Consider the following 25504-nt stretch of genomic DNA (forward strand, 5'->3'; position numbering starts at 1 on the left):
TAGATAGTAAATTTCAGAAAGATTATGGTAAAGATCATCCCGCAGATCAGCTTAAGCAGTATCTTGCTAATAAAGAACATTCAGGTGATGTAAGTAAGGTTCTTACTTCAGATATAAATCATTTCATTGCTGATCATTTAGATAAATTTGGTAACAATGAATATGGCGGTAATGATCATCTCAGTGGTGGTAAAGGCCATGATATTCTTATTGGTGACGGTGGTAATGATACTTTAAATGGTGGTCTTGGTAATGATTTACTAGATGGTGGTTTTGGTAATGATAATTTATCAGGAGGAGAGGGTAAGGATATCTTCTTATGGTCAGAAAATAATTTTGGTACCGATGTTAAACCAGCGACTGACACTATCATGGATTTTGAAAAAGGTATTGATACTATTGCGTTAGGTGATTCATTACACGTAAAAAACATTCAGTCTTTAGATGATCTGAATAATCATTTGAATATTGTTGAGCAACAAGACAATACTGAAATTCAGATTTTTGATGATCACCATAAAGTGGTTCAAAACATCATTTTGAACGGCGTCAGCTATAATGATCTCTTTGGTGATAATTCACTCAATATGAGCAATGAAGATAAGCTCGGATCGTTACTTAATAACGGTAATCTTAAGTTGAGCGATAACTTTGGTAATCAACAAGATAATACTTTAGTTGCTGATAAACAAGGTGAATCATTATTTGGTTTTGATGGTCATGATATTCTAGTTGCTGGACAAGGTAATGATATTTTAACGGGTGGTAATGGTAGCGATATGTTTACATGGCATGATACGTCGCTTTCTACTGTGTCTAATACTGATACCATTACTGATTTTGAGCTAGGTAAGGATAAGATCGACATTAGAGATCTTTTATCAACTGAAAACGATAATTCTCAATCTGATATGAATTTGTTATTAGATAATGTGAAAGCTAGCGCCGATGATAGAGGAAATATTACACTGAATGTGGATCATGGAAAGCAGCATATTGTGTTAGAAAACATTAATCCACAGCATGACTTGGGTTTAGCTGATGGCGTATCTTCTGCAGATATTGTGTCATCTTTGTTTAACCATAATGCATTTCAAGTTGATAATAACCACTAACATTAATTAAACTGAGAGAAGCAGCTTTAACGAGCTGCTTTTTTTGATCAAATTAAAGAGAAAATAGTGATGATAAAAGGGTTAATTGGCGGTTTACTGTTATTAAGTTCAAGTACTGTGTATGCACAAAGTTGTCCTGTTGATGTGCCTAACCCTATTCATATTGATAAAGGCAGTGTGTCTGTTTATGAAGCAGGAAAGCCTAAGTTATTGATTGATGATAACAATAATTTATTTATTAATGGTCAACAGGTTGATCTTAATGCGATGCAACAAAAAGCGTTAACAGCATACAGTGATAATATGCAAACCTATTTGCCGCAGATGGCAGCGTTAGCCCAACAAGGGACAGGCTTAGCTTTAGCGGTTTTAAAAGATGTATCTAGTAGCTTTGATTCACAAGCGGCTTTTGCAAAAGTACAGACACTCGTTAATCAATTGAGTAAGCAAGCCCAACAAAAATTTCATAATCAACAGGGTGAGTTTGTAATGCCTGCTGATGTATTTAGTAGCATGGATACGACGTGGAAAACTGAATTTGAAAATGCAATGCAACAAGTGACCGTCGAATCGATCTCAAGTGTATTAGCAGCACTGGCTGATGAAATGAAAAATGGCGATGTAGATTTTAGTCAGATGCAGACGAAATTTTCACAGCTAAAGACCCAGATCACCGATACCGTGACTCAGCATAGTGGTGAAATGAAAGTGAAAGCCAATGATTTGTGCGGTTCAATTGAAGGGTTAGCAAAGCAAGAACAACAACTTCAACAAATAATTCCACAGTTACAAAATATACCTATGTTTAAAATGTAATTATTGTTCAATATAAGACACTATTAAAAATAGCACTATTAGGTGCTATTTTTATTAGTATTAACACCTACACTTGATAGAGGAGGTTGCAGTGTAAGGGTCGTTGGCTATCTATATATTTTTACTAGTTAAAGTCAAAGGAGTGCAGAATGTTTAAGTTATTGGTTATTTTTGGATTACTAGCTTTTGCTTATTGGGTTATTCGTTATTTATCAAAATCGCAGCAAAACCAGATTGTAACGGGATTAGTGGCCGTATTAGGCTCTGCTGCGATCATTTTTATTGGCTTTGAACTGTTTCGTTAGAGCAAATCCGTTAATGCAACACCGATGCCCAGTCGTTGTTGTTTGTGATTGTAATCAATTAGGTTCTCACCATAACCCGTTGAATATTTAGTATATCCTCGCAACTTACCCCATAAAGGGAAGGTCATACCAAGTTCACCATAACCTTTGTTAGTCGAAAAATTTTGACGACCAGTAAAACTAAATTCGTAATCTTGCCACTTATAAACAGCATTAACTTCATAATGTCCCATAAAATCAATGATATCTGGATTATCGTCTCCTTTGGGAGATGCTGGGTTGTCTTTTTTATCTTCAGGAATTCGCCACCAAGGGCGTAGTGATAATACGAAATTCCCTTTTTCAACAATCAAATCAGTATAGACCCGGTTCCAGCTACGAGATAACCCTTGAGTACGGCCATTTGATTGATGTTCTATGCCTAACGTTATCCACGTATTGGCTTCAAAAGGTGTCCAAGGGGTTGGTGCGAGGTAAAATAGTTCAGGGCGATAGTTGGTTTCTCTAAATGGACGTGAGATATCCTCAGCATACAGTTGCCAATATGATTTCAATGTAAACGCTGCAAATAAACCATCATTGTGAATAAATAAATCGTCATAATTTAATGGTGTTTTAAAACTGATTTGAAATTCTGCTTCAGCATTCTTCATTTTACCGCCCCATTGACTGTCCTTATAAGCAGAGTTGTTAATGCTGTCAGTCATTACGATCGGTAATAAATAATTCATACGATGAGGCGTGATAACAAAGGGGTTTAATGCGTTGTCACGTTCATCTTGCAAACGTTGAGACATAAGTGATGGTTGTGATGGTGTTGTTATATGGATAGTTTTCGCAATATTATCAGAACACTGTGCACGAATGTCATTCAATGTCAGCATGCCATTTTTAGTTTTTACAGCATTGAGTAGGCAAGTATCATAATCTGGAGATGTACTAGCAATGGCAGTACTTGCAATGAATAATGAAGAAGTAAAGCAAACCGTATAAATACATCTCACAATGATCAGTTATCCCTAAAAAATTGAAAATAGACGTTGCTAATGAATTGTGTCTTTTATATTACGATTAGTGTACCTAATTAATCATTCAAATGAATAACATTAAGTTGAGTATTTGTAAAAAAAAACGCCGTCTTAAAAAAGACGGCGTTTATTATTAAATCATTAGTGTTTTATATTCAGTGCTCATTATGCACCAGTACGACTGCGCGTTGGCTTTCCATTTGGTCGTTGACCACTAGGTTTGCCATTACGATTCGCTGGGTGGCCACTTGCTTGAGTGGGTTTGCCATTACGATTATTACTCGTATTGGTCGTGTTATTATTGCTGCCACCACGATTGCTGTTTGTGCTCGTTTGTGCCGTTCCGCCATTACGAGAGCCGCTTGCTTGAGGTTTGCCATTACTAGCCGGCTTACCATTGCGGTTACTCTGAGGGCGTTTACCATCAGTGCGAATATCAGGTTGATTTGGGTTCTTGGTTGCAAAACGTTTAGAACCATGACGACCTGAACCACGACGCTCGGCTGGCGTCATTTCTGCTTCACTGCCAGCTTCTGGCACTAAACAGTTAGGACGATTACCGATGAGATACTTTTTACCCATGGTAATTAACGCATCACGGATAAGAGGCCAGTTTAGTGGATCGTGGTAACGTAAGAGCGCTTTATGAAGGCGGCGTTGACGTTCACCTTTAGCGACAAATAAATCTTCACGGCCTTTGTACTTCACTTTCTTCAACGGGTTTGTTTCTGAGTGATACATTGCCGTTGCATTACACATTGGTGATGGGTAGAAGTTTTGGACCTGATCACACTGATAATCGTTTTGTTTAAGCCATAATGCTAAGTTCAACATGTCTTCATCAGTTGAACCTGGGTGCGCTGAAATAAAGTAAGGAATAAGGTATTGTTTTTTCCCTGCTTCTTGGCTGTACTGCTCAAACATCGATTTAAAGCGATCATAAGTGCCCATACCAGGCTTCATCATCAGATCAAGAGTGCCTTTCTCTGTGTGCTCAGGTGCGATTTTTAAGTAGCCACCCACATGGTGAGTCACAAGTTCACGGACATATTCAGGTGATTCTACGGCTAAATCATAACGAACGCCTGATGCGATCAGGATCTTTTTAATGCCTTTAACGCCACGAGCACTGCGGTATAAATCAATCAGATGCTGATGGTCAGTGTTCAGTTTTTCACAGATCTTAGGGAAGATACATGATGGACGACGACAGTTTGCTTCAGCGCGTGGATCAGAACAGCCTAAACGATACATGTTTGCTGTTGGGCCACCCAAATCAGAAATAGTACCGGTAAAACCTGGAACTTTATCGCGAATATCTTCTAGCTCATGAAGAATTGATTCTTGCGAGCGGTTTTGAATAATACGGCCTTCGTGTTCAGTAATCGAACAGAAAGAACAACCACCAAAACAGCCACGCATGATGTTAACCGAGGTTTTAATCATGTCATAAGCTGGAATTTTTGCTTTACCGTAGCTTGGATGAGGTACGCGAGCAAAAGGTAATCCAAATACAAAGTCCATTTCTTCGGTAGACAATGGAATCGGTGCACGGTTGATCCACAATTCACGATCAGCGTGTTTTTGAATTAATGCACGTCCAGAATAAGGGTTAGTTTCTAAGTGCATTACTCGGCTAGCGTGTGCATATAAAATACGGTCATTTGCCAACTTTTCATATGATGGCAAGCGTACGACTGTATTTTCAGCATCATGACGAGATGGGCGAACGTGAATAACTTGTGGTTGTTTTTCTTTTTCTTCTTTATTAGAAGCGCATGTCTCTTCGGTGGCATATGGGTTTTGCATCACCATTGGACGGCCAGGTTTTTCAATGCGTGATGAATCAATTTCCTGATAACGCTCAGGAATATCTTTGATCATTACCGCAGTGCCTGCAATGTTAGTTAATGACTTAATATCTTCGCCATTGGCAATACGGTGTGATACTTCAACTAGCGCCCGTTCAGCGTTACCAAATAATAAAATATCTGCTTTCGCATCCATCAATACTGAACGACGGACTTTGTCTGACCAATAATCGTAGTGAGCGAGGCGACGTAAACTAGATTCAATACCACCTAAAACAATAGGCGCTTCTTTATATGCTTCTCGACAGCGTTGAGAATAAACTAAGACGGCGCGGTCTGGACGTTTACCACCTTCATTATTAGGCGTGTAAGCATCATCTTTACGTAGTTTGCGATCAGCGGTATAGCGGTTGATCATTGAATCCATGTTGCCAGATGTTATACCAAAATAAAGATTGGGTTGACCTAACGCCATGAAGTCATCTTTATTGTCCCATTTAGGTTGGGCAATAATACCAACGCGAAATCCTTGAGATTCTAGTAAGCGACCAATGACCGCCATACCAAAACTAGGATGGTCAACATAGGCATCACCAGTAACAATGATAATGTCACAGCTGTCCCAACCAAGTGCATCCATTTCTTTTCTAGATGTTGGCAAGAATGGGGAGGTGCCATAGCATTCAGCCCAATACTTAGGATAGCTATCAATAGGAGTTACTTTAGTGTGCATGTTTTGACCTCTGTATTTTGAGGCGGGAATTATAGCGGCTCATAAAAAGGCTGGCTAGTGATTATAAATATTGATGTTAAACAAAGTTTTTAATAAATTGGCATTGGAGTTGTAACTATCGCTATTTATTGTGTGATATGAAGCACTAATAGGAATGATTTTTTTGTAATAACAGACGTATTGAATGTTAAAAATAATCATCCAATACGTCGAAAACAGCAGTGTTAGGATGCCGCAACACTAGCTTGTAAACTACGTACATCTGAGCCATCAGGGCTTTGATACACGGCAAGCCCAAATTGAGGCAAAATGGCTAACACATGATCAAAAATATCTGACTGAACCGCTTCATAAAAAGCCCAGCGTGTATCATTAACAAACACATAAATTTGAACGGGTAATCCCTGAGCACTTGGTTCTAACTCGCGTACAAGAAAAGTCATGTCTTGGCGAATTTTACTGTTTTGTTTTAGGTAAGCTTCTAAGTAGGCGCGAAATACCGTTATGTTAGTTAATTGAAGTGCATGTGCGTTACTTGTCGTGATTTCAGCATTTCTCTTGGTTATAAAGTCCGCCACATAAGGGATTTGCGATAATTTTTGTTGTTGCTGTTCATCGATAAATTTAATAGTTTCAATATCAATTAGCACTGAACGTTTAATGCGTCGACCACCAGATTCTTGCATTTGACGCCAGTTAATAAACGAGTCTTGTACTAATGCATAAGCGGGAATATTGGTAACGGTATTATCCCAGTTTTTTACTTTAACGGTTGTTAAAGAAACTTCATCAATACTGCCATTAGCACCATATTTATCCATTTGGATCCAATCACCCACTTTAACCATTTGGTTAGCTGACAGTTGAATACCTGCGACAAAGCCTAAAATAGTATCGCGGAAGACTAATAATACTAAACCTGTTGCAACGCCTAGGCCACTTAAAAAGTAAATTGGTGAGCGGTTAGCAAGCACTGAAATAGCAATAATAAACCCAATAAAAAAGATAATAAGTTTTGATAATTGAACAAAACTTTTTACCGGCAAATTACGGCTGATTTGATTAATATCGGCCATATCATTAGTGGCATCAAGGAAGGCATAAGTACTTCTTACTAATACAATAATTAACCATAAACTTAATGTGCGATCAATAAAACTACTCAGGAGTGCATGTTTATCTAATACAAGTGGTATAACAAGATTGAGCACCATTGCAGGGATGGTTAATGAGAGCTTTTCAAAGACTTTATGCCGTACCATGACGTGTCCCCATGTTGCTTGGGAACGTTTAATAGCGGAGCGCAATATCGCGAGCAATCCCCAGCGAACAAAGACATAAACTAAGAAAGCGACTACACAACAAAGTATTATAAAGACAGCGGTTGAAATGCTATCTTGTGGTTGAACATTAATCCCAAGCTGTGACATGCCATTAGCAATGTCTAAGCGTATTTTATGGCTCAAAACTGAACTCCAAACTCACCTGTAAATAAAAATGTAAGTTGCTCGATATTGTTATTGGTTTGAGAACACATTGATAATGAATACGAGTATTTTTTATAGTGGTGTTTATCTTAGCATAATCAGAAAGGTACATTAGTGGTAGAATCTTAGAATACCAAGTATGTATGTTCGCTTGAGCAATCAGTACGATATTAAAGAGAGTGTGGAGAAACAGGTGGCCAAAAAATATTATGTTGTTTGGAGTGGTCGTGAACCGGGTATTTACAGTGACTGGGCAAGTTGTAAGCAGCAAGTAGATAAATTTGCAGGGGCACGATATAAATCATTTCCAACCCAAGCTGAAGCGGTCACAGCTTTTGGAAAACTAGCGCAAATTTCTGGTTCATCACCACAATTTAAAAAAACATCAGCAAAACGTACCACAGCAAGTAAAGGTTCATTAACCAGTGAACAAGTCCATGCGTTAACGGCTGACGTTAAAATTTTCACGGATGGTGGCTGTGATCCTAACCCCGGTAAAGCGGGATCTGGATTGGCGTTATATCGTAATAACCAGCTAAGTGAGCTATGGTATGGCTTATATGAGCCGATGGGCACCAATAATACGGCCGAGTTAAATGCACTTCATCAAGCGCTGATCTTAGCCGAAAAGGTATTGGCCCAAGGGTCTGCCGTGGCGGTTTTTTGTGATTCAAAATATTCGATACAATGTATTACCCAATGGGCGATAACATGGCAAAAAAATGGTTGGAAAAAGGCTGGCGGTGAGATAAAAAACCTCGCGTTAATTCAACAAATGTTCACTCGTTACCAAGCATTAAAATCACAACTTATGATTCACCATGTCAATGGTCATGTTGGTATTGAAGGTAATGAACTTGCGGATCGAATGTCAATTTTAGCGGTTGATACTAAAGTTATTGATTTTTGTTTATATCAACCGCCTTATGATTTACCCGCTTTACTTGCACTTCGCGCAGGTTAATAAACCATTGGAATATTTATTGCTCAGTTACAAATTAATCTCTGCGTTAACAGAATGATTTGCAATTGAGCTATTTATTATTAACGTAGAGCACTATTTAATATTTAGTTGGTTCTTTATTGCACGTTGTAGAAAACCATTTAATAACGTTAGTCGAGACGTTTGTCGTAATGACGGTTTATAAAGCATAAATAGATCAATTTTGGGTAATTGATAATCCGCTAATACTTGGACTAATATTCCCGAATCTAATGCTGCTTGAACTTGAAAGTTAGGTTGTATTGTTATTCCCGCACCTTCCATCGCCGCTGCGAGCATCGCTTGTCCACTATTGATTGTAAATCGCGATGAAATACGCGGTGAAAAATGATCGCCAGCTTGATTTTTAAAGCACCAACAATAGGCATTATAAGCTGTTGTGTGTCTCAAACATTGATGATGCTCTAATGCTTTTGGTTCTCGTGGAACACCGTGTTGTTGTAAATATTCTGGCGTAGCACAAGCAATCATCTCGAAGCTGCAAATTTGGTGTCCGACTAAAAACTCATAACCTTCAATACGATCATGAAAAATAAGATCGTAGCCATTTCGATGAATATCTGGTGGATTATTATCTAATGTTAAATTGATTTCTAATTGTGGATATTTTTGAATAAATTGACCTAATAAAGGGGAGAGTAGGCTAATACCTAAGTTTACACCGCAATATATCTTCAACTTACCCACTGGCTCATTGAGATCCAGATAAATGTCTTCTTGGGCGGCTTTCATTTCCGATAAAATATTAAGGCACCGTCGATGAAATTGTTCGCCAGCGGTGGTTAGCGCTTGAAAACGTGTTGATTTAGCGAGTAATTTAACACCTAATGACGATTCTAATCCGTGAATGTGCTTGCCTACCATTTGTGCGCTGATATCACGTTCTTCTGCGACTGCCGCAAATGAACCTAATTCAACCGCTCTTACAAAAATTTCAATGCTTGTTATACGATCCATTTTGGCAATTCCTAATAAAAAATTGTGATAATTTCTATCATTAGAAACTCACAGTTGTGATTGTATTCCATATTCGTATCTTTATTTAAGTCAATAATATGACTATGATTACACTTTATTGTAAATAAATTTTTTATTACTTATATAAACTCACAGTAGCGGACAACAACCATGCTAAATCTCGTACCTAAAGAGATTGCTATCGGAGAAATTTACTTTCCGCCTCTTCTGATTTCAGGTTTTATCGCAATTATTTGTACCTCTTTAACTGTCCGTCTTTTTAATACGGTTAAATGGTATCGATATGTATCAAACCCACCGTTAGTTGAGTTATCGATTGCAGTTATTTATACCGTGCTCATTAGTACGTTTATTTTTCCGTCATAATGATTTCAAACTATGTTAAGAGATCGTTCTAATACTCTGTAGTAAGTTGAATATAATAGAGATAACCATGTTTAAACGCTTATTTATTACTAGTAGTTTTGTCATTATTGCGCTTGCTGCAATTGGCTGGAAATACCAACAATATATTATTAATCCTTGGACGCGAGATGGTTTAGTTCGCGCCCAAATTGTCCAAATTACGCCACGGGTTACTGGGCCTATTATTGCATTGAATATAAAAAATAATAGTGAAGTAAAAACAGGCCAAGTTCTTTTTGTTGTTGATCCTCGACCTTATGAAATAGCAGTAGAAAAAGCGAAGGGAAATCGAGATCAAGCAAAAGCACAATTGCAGCGAGCACAAGATGAAGCAACACGAGAGCGTGAATTAATACACCGCCAACCTGGTGCTATTTCTCAAATGACATTAGTGCAGCAAAAAATATCAGTGAGATTAGCTCAAGCGGGCGTTGAAGCGGCTCAAGCGGTATATGATCAAAGTAAATTAGATTTAAGTTTTACTAAAGTGACCGCTCCTGTTGATGGTTATATTACTAACTTAAATGTAAATATCGGCACTCAAGTTGTCGCTAATCAACCCGTAGTTGCTCTTATTGATAAGCATAGTTTTTGGATTGAAGGATTTTTTAAAGAAACCGATATTAAAGATGTGGCTTCAGGTGATAAAGCGACGGTGACCTTAATGGCGTATGGCGATCAACCATTACAAGGCTCAGTTGAGAGTATTGGTTATGGTATTTCCCATAAAAATGGTAGTACAGGACTTTCTTTATTGCCAAATGTGAATCCAACATTTCAGTGGATCCGCTTAGCTCAACGTATTCCCGTTCAAATTCGTTTAGATCATATTCCTGATGGTATTCAATTTCGTATTGGTTCTTCTGCTTCTATTGTCATTCATAAAAACCAACAAAATCAGAGCTTAATCAAAATGGTTAAGGGAATGCTATGAGTACAAGACGCTGGGTAATGCCATTAAAAGTTGCTACAGCTTTAACGCTATCCATCGTCATTGCTTTAGCTTTGGGGTGGAATAAGCCTTATTGGGCTGCTTTTGCTGTGATTGTAATGGCTGCAACAGAAACTAATGGTCATTCTTTAAAAAAAGGTCGTCATCGAATCATTGGTACGTTTGCTGGTGTTATTATTGCTTTCGTTTTAATTGATTTATTTGGTCAACAACCTTTAGCTTTTCTGTTGGTTTATTCTTTGATTATTGCTGTGTGCATCTATCAACAGACGAATCCTAAAAATGGTTATGCGTGGACTATCGGGTTGATGGTGTCATGCGTCATTATTGTGATGGGGAAATTATCAGCAGAACAAACCTTTGCTATTGCTGCACTTAGATTACAAGAAACCATTCTTGGCGTTATTTGTTTTAGCTTTGTTTTTAGTGTTTTTAGCCCTGTATCTAGTCGTATTGTGTTACTTAATACGTTACTAAGTAACGCTAAAACTAAGCAAGAAAAGATAGAACAAGCGATTATTGATATTCAATCGAATGAAATGTTAAGCCGTAATGTTTCATGGAGCGATAGTTTAAAATATTTAGCCCGTATCGATGATTTACTGCAAGCAGCGAAAACAGATAGTTATCAAATCAACAGTGAGTTTCCCATTTGGGAGACAATAAGAAATGAACAAAACCAATGGGTTCTACTGGGTGGACATTTGTCTGAAGCTATTAATCTTATTGACGAAAAGTTTACGACGGAACAAAAACAAGCGTTAATCGAGGTATTAACAGCGCTCAAAAATAGATATATAAATTCAATCACCTTATTGAGTTATGTCGTTGAAAATCCACAGGCGACAAATCACTGCATTCGTCAGCATATGGTTGATAACACTTTATTTGTGGCTCCATTTTCATTGGATTCATTACTTAATTGTAAAGAATTACAGCATGGTGCTTTAATGATGTTAGCACAAAACTTAGCCAAGATGGATGCGTTGCAAGCGTCGATATACCAACATTTGACTCAAGCGATTTTGAGTGAAAGTCCATCAGAGATAACGCTAAAAAAGAAACCATCATCTGCTTTGTTTAATATATCTTTAGATTCCGAACGACTTATTAATGTTTTTAAGATCTTAGTGATTTTTTGGATCAGCGTTGGCTTGTGGCTTTTTATTCCCATGCAAGGGGGAGTAATGATCGTGCTGTTAAGCCTTGTCTTTGGTAGTGTTGCTTTATCGTTACCCTTTGTAAGCCCGCGTTATATATTAATGCATATGATCGTTTGGTCTGTATTAGCATTATTCCAATATATTTTTATTTTGCCTCACTTAAGTCAACTTTGGCAATTAGGGTTATTTTATTTTATTAATGTCTTTGTACTGTGGTTTTATTTTAATCAACCGCAACAGGTATTTCATCGCTTATTGGGTTGTCAGAATTTGATGTTAATGACAACCAGTGCGATTCAATTAACACCGACCTATAGCGTAGGTACGTCACTGTTAACGATTACGCTGCTATCTATCAGTTTGTTGGTTATTTTCTGGGTTTATAATGGCATTTATTCAAGTCAGCCTGAATATGTGTTTTTACGTCAGCTTAGTCAATTTCGAATTCGATTACATTTTGGATTAAAAAAACTGGTTAATGAAAATGCGAATAAATTCCTTTCATTGAGTTTTTCAACACCAGTACAAGCGGTATCACTTGCAGAAATGGCGAGTACAAAAATTAGCTGGGCGAACTATGAGCAGATCGATCAAACGCAAGTAACAACATTACTTAACTTAGGTTATCGATCTTGTTTTTATTACCGTTCATTTACCGATAACTATGAACAATGGCAAGCAACGCAATACAATCAAAGCATTAATACGTTTATTGTTGGGTGTGTTCAGGAGCTTATTGCGATCACTGGGGTTACGATGATCTGTGAAAATGTTGCTACAACACATGCTTCTAAGTTAGTCGTATTACAGAATAAGTTAACAGACTACAAAGATAAATTACCATCATTTTATGGTCAACTTACTCCAGATGAAATGGATAAAATTTACCAATTAATCACATCTCTTTTACTCTTAATGGGGTCTCTTGAGAATGTTACTGAGCAAGTGATGAAACAGTCTTTATATCAATTAAAGTTTACGCCATTTGGATTATAAACAGCCTTTATCAGCTAAGGCGTGTAATAAGCGATAAGTCATATAATAAGCGTTTTAGTCGTTGTGATCGTTAGTGTAGATCGTGAGTGATGCCATAAAAAAGCCCACTGAGAATATATTATCAGTGGGCTTAACTCGTTAAATTATGGAGTGATAATAATTAAGCGTACATAGGTACTAATACCATCGTACCGATAATGACGGTAACTAAACCACAAAGCACCGGAACCACAGTACGTTTAACGACTTCAAATGGACTGATTTGTGCCATACCCGATGTTGCAACAATAACACCTGATACCGGTGAAATAGTACGACCTAGGTTTGACGCTTGTAGCATTGGAATAATCAAGAATGCAGGGCTTAAACCAAGCTTAACCGCCAACTGTGGTGCTAACTCAACAAAAGCATAGAAAGGTGCATTACCTGAACCTGTTGCAATTGCAGCAGCAACAGTTAACGCTGTTAGTAATAGCATGAGTGCCACGCCGCCAGCACCTGCTTTGTCAGCAAGAGCAAGTAGGTTATCAATTGCCCCAATTGACATTAAGCCTTGCGCAAATACACCTGCTGCGACCAATAACATCACAACGCCTTTAAAAGCATCGCCCATACCAGCGTAACAAGCTTCAAGATTTTCAAGGGTTTCTTTACCATTGAAACGATTAGTAAAGAAATCAACTACGGCACCAATGACAATAGAAAGTACTACAATAGTATAAATATCAAGAGTTAGACCTGGAATGGTTTCACCGTTAAATAGGAAAACACCAAAAATAGGTAAGAAAGGTAAAATCGCATAATAAGCAGGTGCTTTTACTTCTATTTCAGAAATATCTAGCTTTTCCATTGGCGTATTATTTTTCTTATCAAGGTATTTGTTCCAGAAAAATGCAGCGACTGACATCACGATAATGGCACAGATAGAAACGGGTAATACAGTTTCTACTGCGAAAACATGTAAAGGTAAGCCTGATTTTTCTGCGGCCACAATTACATCACCAGAGGTTGGTGAAAGAATGATTGCGGCAGGTGAGGCACATACAGCAGCGGCTGCTGGACGAGAAATACCCATTGCGGTCATCATTGGGAATAAGGTTGCCATTAATAGCACCCCAAGACCCGTTGCAGAGCTTACTGCTAATGACATTAGACAGGCAACAATATAAGCCGCAACTAATAAAACATAAGGTGACTTAATAAAAGAAAGGGGTTTTGAAAATTGTTTTACAACAACATTGTTAGCACCAATATGGGTCATATATGTTGCGAAACCACATAGCAACATAATTTGTAAGCCAAGACCACCGTTGCGGTATTGGAGCATATATTTAACATACTCAAGTGAGTCTGTTAGTAAATTCCCTGTTGATGTAATGCCTTTTGGCAAGACCGTGTGTCCTAAAAATCCAGCTAGAATTAATAGAAGAATACCCGCAACAAGAAGTACACCTGCTGCTTTATATCCTTTTACTATGTAATAGCCAACAGCAATGGTGATCACCAAACCAATTAACAATTCCGTCATGGAAACTCCTCTCCTTAAAACTAAAAAAATATGTATTTATGATGTTTTTTTGCATATTTTCATAAATTACGTGAGTAATGTAGCTAAAAAAAAGCTTATGAACGACTGTTAAGCAATCAATATATGATCTCATCCATATTTTTATTGGTAATGTTAATTTTTTGGTTTTATTTTTAAGGTTGAATTGACGGATAACTGTTTTTTATCTGTTAAATTTAGCAAGGTAGAATGCGGTTTTACATTAATTGGGCTATTGTTGGCATTGTTATTTTAATGATATAGCACACTCAAATGGATTTTTTAATGGTGAAATTATGATAGAAACAAATACATTGGCCTATAAGAAAACCAGTTTTGCGTTGGCATTAGGCTCTTTTATCGTTTTTTGTAATTTGTATTTGTTCCAGCCGATGTTGCCATTAATGGCGACTGAATTTTCCGTCTCGGCAACACAAATCAATTGGGTCTTAGCCGCGGCAACATTAATGTTAGCGGTATGCCTTATTCCATGGGCTATTGCCTCTGAAATCGTGGGTCGGCGCATGATTATGGTGATCAGTTTATTGCTGATGCCAATTGTCGGTGTAGTAATGGTTTTTGCTCATGATTTATTTGCGCTTACTTTAGCTCGAGGGGTCATGGGTATTTCAGTTGCTGGTTATATTGCCGTTGCTGTTGCTTATATGGCGGAAGAGTTTAGTCCGAAAGCGTTAGTATTAGCGGTGGGGGGCTATATTAGTGCTAATTCATTAGGCGGAATTGCTGGACGATTATATGGCGGAATAATTGGCGAACAACTAGGCTGGCATTGGGCTGTGTTAGGCATGGCTGTTATGAGCTTTATTGGTGCGGTCGTCGTGATTAGATTATTGCCATCACAGCAACACTTTATTCATCACCACCGCCGTTTTCGTATCCATGCTTATCAAGTGATCGCGCATATTAAACAACCGATATTATGGCTAGCAATGCTGATTGGTGGTGTGAATTTTGCTCTGTTTGTTAATCTTTATTCAGTAACTGGATTTAGATTGGTTGCCGCACCGTTTAATTTGCCTTTAAGTTGGGCGTCATTAATTTTTCTTTGTTATCTCAGTGGCACCATAACATCACGATTGAGTGGTCGTTGGGCAAGCCGATATAGTCCGTTATCAGGTATTATTTTAGGGGGTGTTTTAAGCCTAAGTGGTCTGTGGTTAGGCTTAATTGAATCACGCGTCACCATATTGATTAGCTTGCTATTATTAAGCTCTGGTGCATTTTTCACTCATTCATTAGCGTATGCTTGGGTGAGCCAACATGCCAAAGTCGCAAAGGCAACCGCCACTGCGCTATATTTGGTTCATTATTATGTTGGGAGCAGTTTAGGCGGTTTCTTCTTGATATATTGTTGGCTACATGGTGGTTGGGATACCGTTGTTATTGGTGGCACATTGTTATATATGGTGATGTTTGTTTGTTGTGGATTATTAATTAAAGCGAAACAACAGTCTGTTTTACCGTTACAGCTCAATTAACGTGATTTATAACGATCAATCAATTGTGATGGTTAATTTATAATGACTGCTTTCACCTCGACGAGCAAAGGCACGGTATTGACCAATACGAACACTGTATTTACCGCTGTAAGGTAATATGTATTCACCATTATCATTTAGGTCAGCTGAAAAGGGGGTTAAATCAGCAATTCTCTTAAGTTTTTCGTCTAAGAGTATTACCCATAATTTCGAGCTTTTAGTATCAAGCGTAATGTTTAAATGCTGGCCTTTTTTAGCATAAAAAATATAGTTATTCACATCATAATTGGTCGTTGTTGTTATATATTCACCGCTATTGGTACCTGTTTTAAAGTGGATTGTTTCATGACTATCAGCAGCAATGGCCATAAATGAACAACTGCTTAAAATGAGTGCGGTAAAAAGTAATCCTAATTCTTTGATGTATAACATAATATGGTTTCTTAAATATTTGATGAACCAATCTCGTGTTAGCTATTGAACGAGTGAAAAGTACGCAGTATTTAATCGGGGAAAATACTGCGTATATGATGAGTATTATCAAAAATAGAAGATTGGTAAAGTAATGTTTAATCAGCGAGTGCCATTGCGAGCAAACTGATCGGGTGAATTGTTGTTAAATCAGTGTTTTCTTCAATTTGCCATTTACAAGTTTCACAATCAGTAATGGCATAGTCAGCGTTAGCACTGCGTATTTTTTGAAATAAATCCTCACCAATTTTCATAGATGTATCATAATTTTCAGTTTTAAACCCATAAGTACCCGCTAAACCACAACATTGACTGTCTAAGACTTCAAGCTCTAGCCCAGGGATCATTTTAAGTAATTCAATGGTATATAAACTACCGCCAGTACGTTCAAGGTGACATGGCGTGTGATAAACCACTTTTTTATTAACGGGTTTTAGTTTAGGAGTATTACCATTCATAAACGCTTTGAGTAAAAACCGGGTGACATATTCAATCCGATCGGCAACTTTTGCGTTATCAATCTTTAATACATGCGGATATTCTTCACGTAAAGTAAAGGCACAGGTTGAAGAAGTTGAAACAATGGTTGAATTATATTTTTCAATAACTGCTTCAAAACTTTGGGTGTTAAGTAATGCATTTTTCTTGGCTTTATCAAAGAAGCCATTTGCAATTAATGGTACGCCGCAGCATTTTTCTTTATCCAATAATTGCACCCCAATATTCATGGCATTCATGACTTTAATGAAATCTTGGCCTAACAGTGGATTATTATAATTTACGTAACAACCGTGGAAATAATGCACTTGTTGCGGATAATGGGTTTGATCCGCACAGTGCTTTTTATACCATTGGCGGAATGTGCCATGAGAATATTTAGGTAGTGTTTTATGATCATGAACGCCTATGGTTTTATGCATGATTTTTTTAACGGGTTTTAGGCCTGTAATTGCATTAATGATAGGAGCGAACGGTGTCGCGACAGTACCCATTAAATCGGTATGACTTAATACAAAATCACGGATTGTTTTAATATGAAGTGCGTGTTTCGCATGTTTACTGCGTGCAACCGCAATCATGTCACCGATTTTTACACCAGAAGGGCAAGCGGTTTCACAGCGTTTACAGTTGGTGCACAGCTTAAGCATATCATCATAAAATTCAGCACTTTTAATCCGTAATCGTTCACCATCTGGACCACATTGTTTAGGGCCGGGGTAATTAGGATTTGCTTTAGCAACAGGGCAATAAACGGTACATACGGTGCATTTAATGCATTGGTCAAAACTGGTATCTTGCTTGAGCATTAGATATTGCCCTCTGCTAATGATGGAAAAATTGCTGTGGATGTGTGTTTGTCGTGTAAGGCGATCATTGATTGTGCAGCATGAAAACCCGTACTGATAGCAACACCACTGCCACTACCTTCAAAAACAGGGTTGTAATGGGCTAAAATAGCGCCTGCACAGTAAAGGTTAGTAATTACATTGCCATTAAGGCTTGGTTGTAATTGTTGATTCGTTTCAACACCCATTCCTAAAAACGGATGCGGTTGGTCACTGAAAAATTGTGGTTGATACCAGTGCTGGTGGTTCGTTGATGCTAATGGCGCAATGTCTAACCCAAAAATAGCTTCTTCAATATGATGACGTTCCGCGTGTAAACCACGGCTAAAGAAGCTACCACTGGCTAATAAATAATGATTAGCGACTAACGGCATATCACCGTGATGACGCGTAAAAATACGTTGGAGTTGGTTATTTTCAAATTCGCCATGAGTGACTTCATCACCTGCAAGGATCAATCCACCTAATGATTTATAATAACCTTTCATTGCATCTTCCAAACGTATACCCAGTAATGATGGCGGCATCGTTGGAATTTCACATAATGTGTAACCAGTTAATTGTTCAAGTTTGCTAATAACTTTAAGACCTGTCCCATTACCAAACACGGCAGGAAGAATCACTAAATCAGCCTCACCAATGGTATTTTTCATCGCTAAGGCAAAACGTTGTAATTTATTGTCGTCAGCTAAGACACGAGAAATATCAATTGAACGATATTCACACGGATTACGTTGCATTAATTCAGCGTCAGGCAATGCAATGGCGGCAGTGGTAATTTCCACGTTAGCAAAGTGGGGCAGTAGACGTAAATTATCAGCCGCTAATTGGGGTTGATAATCACGGAAACCATCAATTGTAACTAATGCTAATTTACGCAATGACTTAGCGGGCTCAAACATCGGAAAAGGATGCACTGTTGATTGTGATAACCACGTAGCCTTAAAGGTTCCCATTGGGGTAATACGCAAATGGTTACAATCATCCGTTTGATGGTGCAGTTTAATACCAATATTTGCCATTGTTTGTTGATACCAATCAATGGCTTGACGAGTAACATCAAGTCCTAACTTACTGTAAGGATGTAGCGGGGATTGATGGGATAAAGTATCAAATTCATCAAAAGGGTAATGTATTGTTGTGCCATTAGGTAAACGACTTAATACATCAATTGAGCCTGAAGAAAAATGCAGCGCACTTTGACCAGCGGCAATAACAGCAGTTTTGAGTCCAGCTTGAGCACAACGAATAGCGCAGGTTAAGCCAGCAACACCACCACCAATAATTATATTATCAAATTTCATTATTTTTCCTCGCAGCTTCGATTGATAGTGTTGGTAGATGTAGATGTAGATGTAGATGTAGATGTAGATGCTGGTGGAATATCACTCACACCAAATAAACCCTCATAGATCCAATAAGAGAACTCACCTTCGCGCAGAGCATCACCCCAAAAAACAGGTTTAATACCTTTCCAGCGTTCTTCAAGAAAATCACTGAGAATATGGCTGGCGTGGTTACCATCAGTATTACCATATTCAGCAAATAAACCAGCAGCACGATAAGAACATAATTCACCTTGGCAAGGCCCCATCCCGACACGGGTACGGCGGCGTAAATCGACTAAATTATGCACATCCAGCTGCTTGATGGCATATTCAACTTCACCACAGGTCACCATTTCACATTCACAAATAATAGCTTGGCTTTTTTTATCATCGGTTAAAAATTGCTCAGCACGTTCACCATGACGGTAATAGGCAGATTGATAGACAGGTTTAGCTAAACTAGCGGTATGCCTAATGGCTTTTGGTTGTTCAGAACCGGGTAATGGTTGTTGATGAGTGGTGCAAGGGGTGGTGTTACCCAGTTTTTTAGCGATAAGATCGGTTGTCCACTCAGCCATCATGCGGTAAGTCATTAACTTACCACCCGTGATAGTAATAAAACCGTCCATGCTATCGCGTTCAGCATGATCTAATAGCACGATCCCGCGGCTAATATTACGCCCACTAGTATCGCCATCTACAGCAACTAATGGTCGCACGCCCGCATAAGCCCGTAATACACGGGTATTAGCCATGATAGGTGCTAGTTTGGCGCCTTCTTTTAAGAGAATATCAATTTCTCTGCTAGTGACATGTAAATCATCAATATCTTTATAATCAATACGTTCAGATGTTGTACCAATTAATGAAATGGTATCACCAGGGACTAAAATATCGGCATCAGAAGGTTTACGACAACGGTTGATCACTAAGTTATTAATTCGATAATCTAAGATCAATAATGATCCTTTAGCTGGGAACATCGTGATATTAAGATCGCCATATTCACAGATTTGTTGTCCCCAGATCCCGGCGGCATTGATAACTTGTTGAGCTCTAATTTCAAAGTGGGTATTGGTTTTTAAATTTAAACATTTAACCCCTTTAACGACGCCATTGTGTTGAATAAGCGCGGTGACAAAAGTGTGATTAAAAAGTTGTGCACCGTGTTCGATTGCATCAAGCGCATTGGAAGAAGCAAGGCGAAAAGGGTCAATTGTACCGTCGGGGACTTTTACCGCACCAATAAGCTGTGGATTACAGTTAGGCTCTAATCGTAATGCCTGTTGTGGTGTTAATTGTTCAACGTCAATATCGGCACTTTGACACGCACTGATAAATTGTTGTTGAAATTGCAGATCGTCATCGGGAAGGGAAATAAATAATCCCTGCGTATCTTCTACACAATGGCGGGCAATATTTTTAAGAATACGGTTTTCAATGATGCACTCTTTAGCTGATTCTGGATCAGTAACCGCATAGCGAGCACCTGAATGAAGTAAGCCATGATTACGGCCAGTTGTACCAGAGGCTAAATCGTCCTTCTCAATTAAGATACATTTGATACCGCGCAAGGCGCAGTCACGCATAATTCCTGTTCCTGTTGCGCCACCACCGATGATCACAACCTCTGTTTCTAACCAAGTCGTCATGTTCGCTTCGCTTATCGTTATTGAATATATTGTTAGCGTTGATAACGCCCACTATTTTAATAGGGATAATATGCCACTAAATTACATAACGTTTGGTGAGCGATCGCACACAAATGAGCGAACGAACATTTTTCGCGTTCCTTTTTGTTCATTGAAGTGTTGTTTGGATAATATAAAGCCAATGGCTGTCAATGAATTGTGGATAATTGTTAATAGAAGTCCCTCATTCGCATCTTGCTGTGACTTGAGTATAATTGTGCTCCTTTTATTTTTAATTGATGCTTATTATGATCGGCTATCTCGCATTTTTAATTCCAGCACTGCTTGGTGCGCAATGTATTCTTACGTTAGTACTCACCAAAGGGGAGATCTGCCCTGGCCAACGAGGGCGAGTGCATAAAATGTTGCCAGTATTGCTTGTCGGTTGGCTACTCGCTGCCATTAGCCAAGCATGGGCTGTATTGCCTTTATTGAGTTTGTTATTCTTTACCGTCAAAGTGAAAACCAGTAAAACGCGAGATTCAGGACCATTAAAAGTACTTTATGGATCTAATTTACTGGGATTTATTAGTTGGATTTTATTATTTCCGATGATGGATATGCCTGAAGTATTGCTGAGTTTAGTGGCGATAGCTTTATATGGCAGTTTACTGGCTCATGTTTTATTGACGTTCTCACGTACGCGTTTACAGGCTTTCCACCGTATATTGCCGTTTGTTGGTTTTATCAGTGCTATTGTTTCGGTATTACTCTTAGTTTGGAAAGTGATTTTTATGGGAGAGGCTGCAACAGCACCTTATACCGTTGAAATTGTTATTTCATTATTGTGTTTAGTGGTAGCGATGCTGGTGTGGACAGGGCATATATTATTAAATAAAACGATCAATAAATGGCAGTTATTAGTGGCGGCTGCGCTACTTACATTTTCTGCGGTAATGCAATTAACGTTATTCTAATACTTAAATTATCAGTGTTATGAGCCTTTATCTTGGTAGAGATAAGGGCTTTTTTTATATTTATTTTTTACGAAAAGAAGAAAGGATCACATATCGTCTATCCTTAATAAATAGGTGCAATGTGAGTTGTGATCATTAAGCCACAACAAAGTGGTAAGGGGGAAGAATGGAAATCAATAATTTACTTGGTATGGATACCCATATTGTGATTGGTATCGTTAATGAGCGTTTACGATTAGAGTGTCATTCAATGGCAGAATTAGCATCTCGTTATGAATTAAGTGAGGCCGAGCTTTCTGAAAAAATGGCCAAACAGGGTTATCACTATGATCCGTTGAATAATCAGTTTAAGTAAATAGCGATGGCATTATACAAGGTGTTAAACCGTTTTAATGCCTTGTAAATGTTGCTGACATTGTTGTTTCGCCGTTGCAAAAAAAGCCTCTAAATAATGATGTTTTTGTTCTGAAGCCCGTACCCCTGCAAATAAACGCCGCCATAATCCCTTACCTAATGGTTTACTAACAATTAATCCTTGATGCACAAAATTATCAACCGCCCAATTCGGTAACGCCGCGACTCCCATTCCTGCTGACACCATCTGAATTAACATTAAACTATTATCTGCTTGTTTCCATGCTAATGGCTCAATGCCTGCGGGTTGTAGAAAGTGTTTAACTATATCTAGTCGGTTACGCTGAATGGGATAACTGAGTAGGGTTTGATCTGCAAGATCAGCCGCCACAATATGTGATTTAAAAGCTAATGCTGATTGTGGCGCAACGATTAAACACATTTCAAAATCAAACAGTGGCTCATAATGAATTTCATGACGAGGTTGAATATCGGATGTGATGACTAAATCTAATTCGCCTTTTGCAAGGGCTGGGATTGGCTCAAAACTAAACCCTGATGAAAAATCAATATCCACATCTGGCCACAAGACTTGGTATTGTTTTAATGCTGGCATTAGCCATTGAAAACAAGAATGGCACTCAATTGCTATCTGTAATCGACCGGCTGTTTGATGTCTACAGCTAACTAATTCTTGTTCTGCTGCTTGTATTGTAGGTAAAACGTTATCCGCTAAAGCCAATAGTACTTTTCCTTCTGCTGTAAAGCGTACAGGGCGTGTTTTGCGTAAAAAAAGTGGGTTACCTAAACGTTGTTCAAGATCTTTTAATTGATGAGAGAGCGCTGATTGCGTTAGGCATAAATTATTGGCTGTTGCGGTGAGTGAGCCCGTTGTTCTTAATACCGTTAATGTTTTTAGATGTTTAAGTTCAATCATGTTCCATCCTTGGATCTTTGCGACATAAATTGATTGTTTTTTAATCTACGCTGTTAATTGGTGGCTGTAAACATCTAGACGTCTAAATGTCCACTTTAATGGTTAATTAGATGAATTACCAGTATTCCAATGTGAAATAAATTCATGATCATTATGAGATAAATCACCTTGTTGTCAGTGTTGTTGTCCGTCACTGTGTTAATCAATCGACGTCATCTTAGCCATTGTTTTTATATGGTTTTATGGTTGATAAAATATTGAATTATAGGGGTATAACAATGACAATAGCATCAAATGAAACGACCACAGCAGCAAAAATAGTCACTCATATACTTGGCTATCCACGGGTTGGAAGTCAGCGTGAATTAAAGTTTGCTCAAGAGCGTTATTGGCGTGGTGAGAGTGATCAAGCACAACTGAAACAGGTTGGAAAAGACTTACGTCATCGTCATTGGAATGATCAAATTAAAGCCGGACTTGATTATGTTGCGGTTGGGGATTTTGCTTGGTATGACCATGTATTAGGAACCAGCATGTTGCTTGGACATATTCCAACACGCCATCAACAAGGTTTTCCTGATTTAGATACGTTGTTCAGTGTTGCACGTGGCAAAGCACCAACAGGATGCACCTGTGCTGCCGCTGATATGACGAAATGGTTTAACACTAACTATCATTATATCGTGCCTGAATTTACGGCGGAAGATAGCTTTAATGTTAGTTGGCAACAGTTGTTTGAAGAAGTCGCTGAGGCAAAAAAAGCGGGTCATAATGTCAAACCCGTATTATTAGGTCCTGTGTCTTATTTATGGCTAGGAAAAGAAAAACAACAAGGGTTCGATCGCTTAACATTACTGCCACGATTGTTGACGGCCTATCAGCAAATATTGACTAAATTAGCGGCATTAGGTGTCGAGTGGGTACAGATTGATGAACCAGCACTCGCCCTTGAATTGCCGCGAGAGTGGGCCGCGAGTTTTAAATTGGCTTATCAAGTGTTACACGGTGGGCCTAAATTATTACTGACCACGTATTTTGATGATATTAGTCACCAATTAGCTGTAATTTCGCAGCTCAGTGTTGATGGTTTGCATATCGATTTATCAGCAGCACCTGCACAATTAGCCGCTGTAACTGAGGCGATTCCTGATCATTGGGCGTAATGTGTGGCGAGCTGATCTAGCTGAATGGCTAACGTGTTTACAACCAATTAAACAACAATTGGGAGCGAATTTATGGCTGGCAAGCTCTTGCTCGTTATTACATAGCCCGCTAGATGTCGATAGTGAAACAGATCTCGATGCCGATGTTCGTCAATGGCTCGCTTTTGCGAAACAAAAATGTGGTGAAATTACGTTATTAGCCCAAGCGCTTGATGGTGATCAGAATGCGATTGCCGAATGTGCAGCTTATAGCGCTAGCATAAAAGATCGGCTGAGCTGTGAGCGAGTGAATAATCTGCAAGTACAACAACGGACAGCGGCAATTAGGCCTCAATGGGCTGAACGCGATCTTCCTTATTCTGAACGGGCGATTCAACAGCAACACGCGTTACAGTTGCCATTATTACCGACTACTACCATAGGTTCATTTCCGCAAACAACGACGATTCGTAGTCAACGTAGTGATTTTAAAGCAGGGCGTCTCACTGAGTCTGATTATAATCAAGCGCTACGAACACATATTCAAGAGGCAATTACTCGCCAGCATCGTTTAGGGCTTGATGTTCTCGTTCATGGTGAAGCCGAACGCAATGATATGGTGGAGTATTTTGCAGAGCAACTAGAGGGCTTTGTAGTGACGCAATATGGATGGGTGCAAAGCTATGGCTCGCGTTGTGTAAAACCTGCAATTATTGTGTCGGATATTTATCGCGCCCAGCCAATGACCGTTGAATGGATCCGCTATGCCCAATCATTAACGACTCAACTGGTGAAAGGTATGCTAACTGGCCCTGTAACGATATTAGGTTGGACGTTTGCGCGTGAAGATTTATCACGAGAGGCGATAGCAAATCAAATTGCTTTAGCGTTACGGGATGAAGTTACTGATTTACAGGCCGCTGGAATTAAAATTATTCAAATTGATGAGCCAGCAATAAGAGAAGGGTTACCGCTAAAACAAAGTCAATGGCAAGAGTATCTCGATTGGGCAGTCAAGGCGTTTAAGATCTCAGCCGCAGGGGCTGCACCACAAACACAAATTCATACTCATATGTGTTATAGCGAGTTTAACCAGATTATTGCGTCTGTTGCAGCGTTAGATGCTGATGTGATAACGATTGAAACATCACGTTCAGATATGGACTTACTCAAGGCGTTTGAAGCGTTTGCTTACCCTAATGAAATTGGTCCTGGCGTGTATGATATTCATTCGCCTAATATTCCAGACGTCGATACGATAACGGCATTAATTGATAAAGCCGCGACATTAATTCCGATTGAGCGTTTATGGATCAATCCTGATTGTGGTTTAAAAACGCGGAATTGGACGGAAACTGAAGCCGCCTTAACCAATATGGTGACTGCGGCACATATTCTGCGTGAAAAATATCACAAGGTCAGTGCTGCATAATCTGTGAATAATAAAAAAGCCGTTTACGCAGATTTCTTTATTATCGAAA

General features: G+C 38.7%; 20 protein-coding genes and 1 pseudogene. 11 read left to right on the top strand and 10 right to left on the bottom strand.

All coding sequences use genetic code 11. From position 1 onward, the window contains the following. The 3 genes from GLP24_RS19885 to GLP24_RS16175 all read left to right on the top strand — a co-directional run. Window positions 1-1115 (top strand): M10 family metallopeptidase C-terminal domain-containing protein (locus GLP24_RS19885; protein ID WP_269155026.1); only part of this gene is annotated, 1115 nt, incomplete at its 5' end. A gap of 69 nt (window positions 1116-1184) precedes the next feature. Further along, entirely contained in the window at window positions 1185-1931 is a 747-nt protein-coding gene (locus tag GLP24_RS16170) for a DUF2884 family protein (RefSeq protein ID WP_101769785.1), read from the top strand. Between the two features lie 149 nt (window positions 1932-2080). Further along, window positions 2081-2236 (top strand): hypothetical protein, encoded by a 156-nt coding sequence (locus GLP24_RS16175; protein WP_162841613.1) that lies wholly within the window; start codon window positions 2081-2083, stop codon window positions 2234-2236. Here GLP24_RS16175 and GLP24_RS16180 read toward each other — a convergent pair. The 3 genes from GLP24_RS16180 to GLP24_RS16190 all read right to left on the bottom strand — a co-directional run bounded on the left by GLP24_RS16180 (window position 2233) and on the right by GLP24_RS16190 (window position 7274). Further along, window positions 2233-3240 (bottom strand): phospholipase A, encoded by a 1008-nt coding sequence (locus GLP24_RS16180; protein ID WP_232616263.1) that lies wholly within the window; start codon window positions 3238-3240, stop codon window positions 2233-2235. The genes GLP24_RS16175 and GLP24_RS16180 overlap by 4 nt on opposite strands. 189 nt (window positions 3241-3429) lie before the next feature. Continuing rightward, entirely contained in the window at window positions 3430-5808 is a 2379-nt protein-coding gene (locus tag GLP24_RS16185) for a YgiQ family radical SAM protein (protein WP_232598980.1), read from the bottom strand. Between the two features lie 224 nt (window positions 5809-6032). Next, entirely contained in the window at window positions 6033-7274 is a 1242-nt protein-coding gene (locus GLP24_RS16190) for a mechanosensitive ion channel family protein (protein ID WP_101769791.1), read from the bottom strand. Between the two features lie 214 nt (window positions 7275-7488). Here GLP24_RS16190 and GLP24_RS16195 point away from each other — a divergent pair, with 214 nt between their 5' ends. Beyond that, window positions 7489-8259, top strand: a complete 771-nt coding sequence (locus GLP24_RS16195) for a ribonuclease H family protein (protein ID WP_232616264.1) — start codon at window positions 7489-7491, stop codon at window positions 8257-8259. 93 nt (window positions 8260-8352) lie between these two features. On the opposite strand, the gene GLP24_RS16200 is transcribed toward GLP24_RS16195, so the two are convergent. After that, the gene (locus GLP24_RS16200) at window positions 8353-9255 is read right to left on the bottom strand and encodes a LysR family transcriptional regulator (protein WP_232616265.1); all 903 of its coding nucleotides are present in this window, start codon (window positions 9253-9255) and stop codon (window positions 8353-8355) included. A 171-nt stretch (window positions 9256-9426) separates the two neighbouring features. On the opposite strand from GLP24_RS16200, the gene GLP24_RS16205 reads away from it, so the two are divergent. The 3 genes from GLP24_RS16205 to GLP24_RS16215 all read left to right on the top strand — a co-directional run bounded on the left by GLP24_RS16205 (window position 9427) and on the right by GLP24_RS16215 (window position 12792). Further along, window positions 9427-9642 (top strand): DUF1656 domain-containing protein, encoded by a 216-nt coding sequence (locus GLP24_RS16205; RefSeq protein ID WP_080159154.1) that lies wholly within the window; start codon window positions 9427-9429, stop codon window positions 9640-9642. Window positions 9643-9709: 67 nt separating this feature from the next. Beyond that, complete coding sequence (locus tag GLP24_RS16210) at window positions 9710-10615, top strand: HlyD family secretion protein (protein WP_232616266.1); 906 nt, start codon at window positions 9710-9712, stop codon at window positions 10613-10615. Continuing rightward, on the top strand, window positions 10612-12792 hold the full coding sequence (locus tag GLP24_RS16215; protein ID WP_232616267.1) for an FUSC family protein: 2181 nt from the start codon (window positions 10612-10614) through the stop codon (window positions 12790-12792). The genes GLP24_RS16210 and GLP24_RS16215 overlap by 4 nt, the downstream gene beginning before the upstream one ends. Before the next feature lie 160 nt (window positions 12793-12952). On the opposite strand, the gene dcuC is transcribed toward GLP24_RS16215, so the two are convergent. Beyond that, a complete protein-coding gene (gene dcuC / locus GLP24_RS16220; protein ID WP_045037933.1) occupies window positions 12953-14320 on the bottom strand; it encodes an anaerobic C4-dicarboxylate transporter DcuC in 1368 nt (455 codons plus the stop codon). Window positions 14321-14634: 314 nt separating this feature from the next. Between dcuC and GLP24_RS16225 the strand changes: the two genes are divergently transcribed. After that, complete coding sequence (locus tag GLP24_RS16225) at window positions 14635-15837, top strand: MFS transporter (RefSeq protein WP_232604474.1); 1203 nt, start codon at window positions 14635-14637, stop codon at window positions 15835-15837. A gap of 15 nt (window positions 15838-15852) precedes the next feature. Here the strand turns inward: GLP24_RS16225 and GLP24_RS16230 are convergent, their stop codons facing one another. The 4 genes from GLP24_RS16230 to glpA all read right to left on the bottom strand — a co-directional run bounded on the left by GLP24_RS16230 (window position 15853) and on the right by glpA (window position 20634). After that, complete coding sequence (locus tag GLP24_RS16230) at window positions 15853-16269, bottom strand: hypothetical protein (protein ID WP_232616268.1); 417 nt, start codon at window positions 16267-16269, stop codon at window positions 15853-15855. A gap of 137 nt (window positions 16270-16406) precedes the next feature. Beyond that, a complete protein-coding gene (gene glpC / locus GLP24_RS16235) occupies window positions 16407-17615 on the bottom strand; it encodes an anaerobic glycerol-3-phosphate dehydrogenase subunit GlpC (protein WP_221945496.1) in 1209 nt (402 codons plus the stop codon). After that, the gene (gene glpB, locus GLP24_RS16240; protein ID WP_232579234.1) at window positions 17615-18958 is read right to left on the bottom strand and encodes a glycerol-3-phosphate dehydrogenase subunit GlpB; all 1344 of its coding nucleotides are present in this window, start codon (window positions 18956-18958) and stop codon (window positions 17615-17617) included. The genes glpC and glpB overlap by 1 nt, the downstream gene beginning before the upstream one ends. Beyond that, window positions 18958-20634 (bottom strand): anaerobic glycerol-3-phosphate dehydrogenase subunit A, encoded by a 1677-nt coding sequence (gene glpA, locus GLP24_RS16245; protein ID WP_232616269.1) that lies wholly within the window; start codon window positions 20632-20634, stop codon window positions 18958-18960. The genes glpB and glpA overlap by 1 nt, the downstream gene beginning before the upstream one ends. Window positions 20635-20921: 287 nt before the next feature. Between glpA and GLP24_RS16250 the strand changes: the two genes are divergently transcribed. Both GLP24_RS16250 and GLP24_RS16255 read left to right on the top strand, forming a co-directional pair. After that, a complete protein-coding gene (locus tag GLP24_RS16250; RefSeq protein ID WP_232575433.1) occupies window positions 20922-21590 on the top strand; it encodes a hypothetical protein in 669 nt (222 codons plus the stop codon). A 166-nt stretch (window positions 21591-21756) separates the two neighbouring features. Continuing rightward, window positions 21757-21945 carry a DUF4250 domain-containing protein gene (locus tag GLP24_RS16255; RefSeq protein ID WP_232616270.1) on the top strand — a complete coding sequence of 63 codons (189 nt, stop codon included), beginning with the start codon at window positions 21757-21759 and terminating at the stop codon, window positions 21943-21945. 24 nt (window positions 21946-21969) lie between these two features. Here GLP24_RS16255 and metR read toward each other — a convergent pair whose 3' ends face one another. After that, window positions 21970-22881, bottom strand: a complete 912-nt coding sequence (gene metR, locus GLP24_RS16260) for an HTH-type transcriptional regulator MetR (RefSeq protein ID WP_232616271.1) — start codon at window positions 22879-22881, stop codon at window positions 21970-21972. 278 nt (window positions 22882-23159) lie between these two features. On the opposite strand from metR, the pseudogene metE reads away from it, so the two are divergent. Then, a pseudogene (gene metE, locus GLP24_RS16265) lies at window positions 23160-25455 on the top strand (5-methyltetrahydropteroyltriglutamate--homocysteine S-methyltransferase). Window positions 25456-25504: the final 49 nt, after the last annotated feature.

Source organism: Photobacterium carnosum (assembly GCF_021236965.1).
GTDB classification, from domain to species: Bacteria; Pseudomonadota; Gammaproteobacteria; order Enterobacterales; family Vibrionaceae; genus Photobacterium; species Photobacterium carnosum.

Bases quoted from the DNA above. Each gene is read 5' to 3' on its own strand.
- GLP24_RS16170 (WP_101769785.1), top strand. From the start codon at position 1,185: ATGATAAAAGGGTTAATTGGCGGTTTACTGTTATTAAGTTCAAGTACT.
- GLP24_RS16175 (WP_162841613.1), top strand. From the start codon at position 2,081: ATGTTTAAGTTATTGGTTATTTTTGGATTACTAGCTTTTGCTTATTGG.
- GLP24_RS16185 (WP_232598980.1), bottom strand. From the start codon at position 5,808: ATGCACACTAAAGTAACTCCTATTGATAGCTATCCTAAGTATTGGGCT.
- GLP24_RS16200 (WP_232616265.1), bottom strand. From the start codon at position 9,255: ATGGATCGTATAACAAGCATTGAAATTTTTGTAAGAGCGGTTGAATTA.
- GLP24_RS16205 (WP_080159154.1), top strand. From the start codon at position 9,427: ATGCTAAATCTCGTACCTAAAGAGATTGCTATCGGAGAAATTTACTTT.
- GLP24_RS16210 (WP_232616266.1), top strand. From the start codon at position 9,710: ATGTTTAAACGCTTATTTATTACTAGTAGTTTTGTCATTATTGCGCTT.
- GLP24_RS16215 (WP_232616267.1), top strand. From the start codon at position 10,612: ATGAGTACAAGACGCTGGGTAATGCCATTAAAAGTTGCTACAGCTTTA.
- dcuC (WP_045037933.1), bottom strand. From the start codon at position 14,320: ATGACGGAATTGTTAATTGGTTTGGTGATCACCATTGCTGTTGGCTAT.
- GLP24_RS16225 (WP_232604474.1), top strand. From the start codon at position 14,635: ATGATAGAAACAAATACATTGGCCTATAAGAAAACCAGTTTTGCGTTG.
- GLP24_RS16230 (WP_232616268.1), bottom strand. From the start codon at position 16,269: ATGTTATACATCAAAGAATTAGGATTACTTTTTACCGCACTCATTTTA.
- glpC (WP_221945496.1), bottom strand. From the start codon at position 17,615: ATGCTCAAGCAAGATACCAGTTTTGACCAATGCATTAAATGCACCGTA.
- glpB (WP_232579234.1), bottom strand. From the start codon at position 18,958: ATGAAATTTGATAATATAATTATTGGTGGTGGTGTTGCTGGCTTAACC.
- glpA (WP_232616269.1), bottom strand. From the start codon at position 20,634: ATGACGACTTGGTTAGAAACAGAGGTTGTGATCATCGGTGGTGGCGCA.
- GLP24_RS16250 (WP_232575433.1), top strand. From the start codon at position 20,922: ATGATCGGCTATCTCGCATTTTTAATTCCAGCACTGCTTGGTGCGCAA.
- GLP24_RS16255 (WP_232616270.1), top strand. From the start codon at position 21,757: ATGGAAATCAATAATTTACTTGGTATGGATACCCATATTGTGATTGGT.
- metR (WP_232616271.1), bottom strand. From the start codon at position 22,881: ATGATTGAACTTAAACATCTAAAAACATTAACGGTATTAAGAACAACG.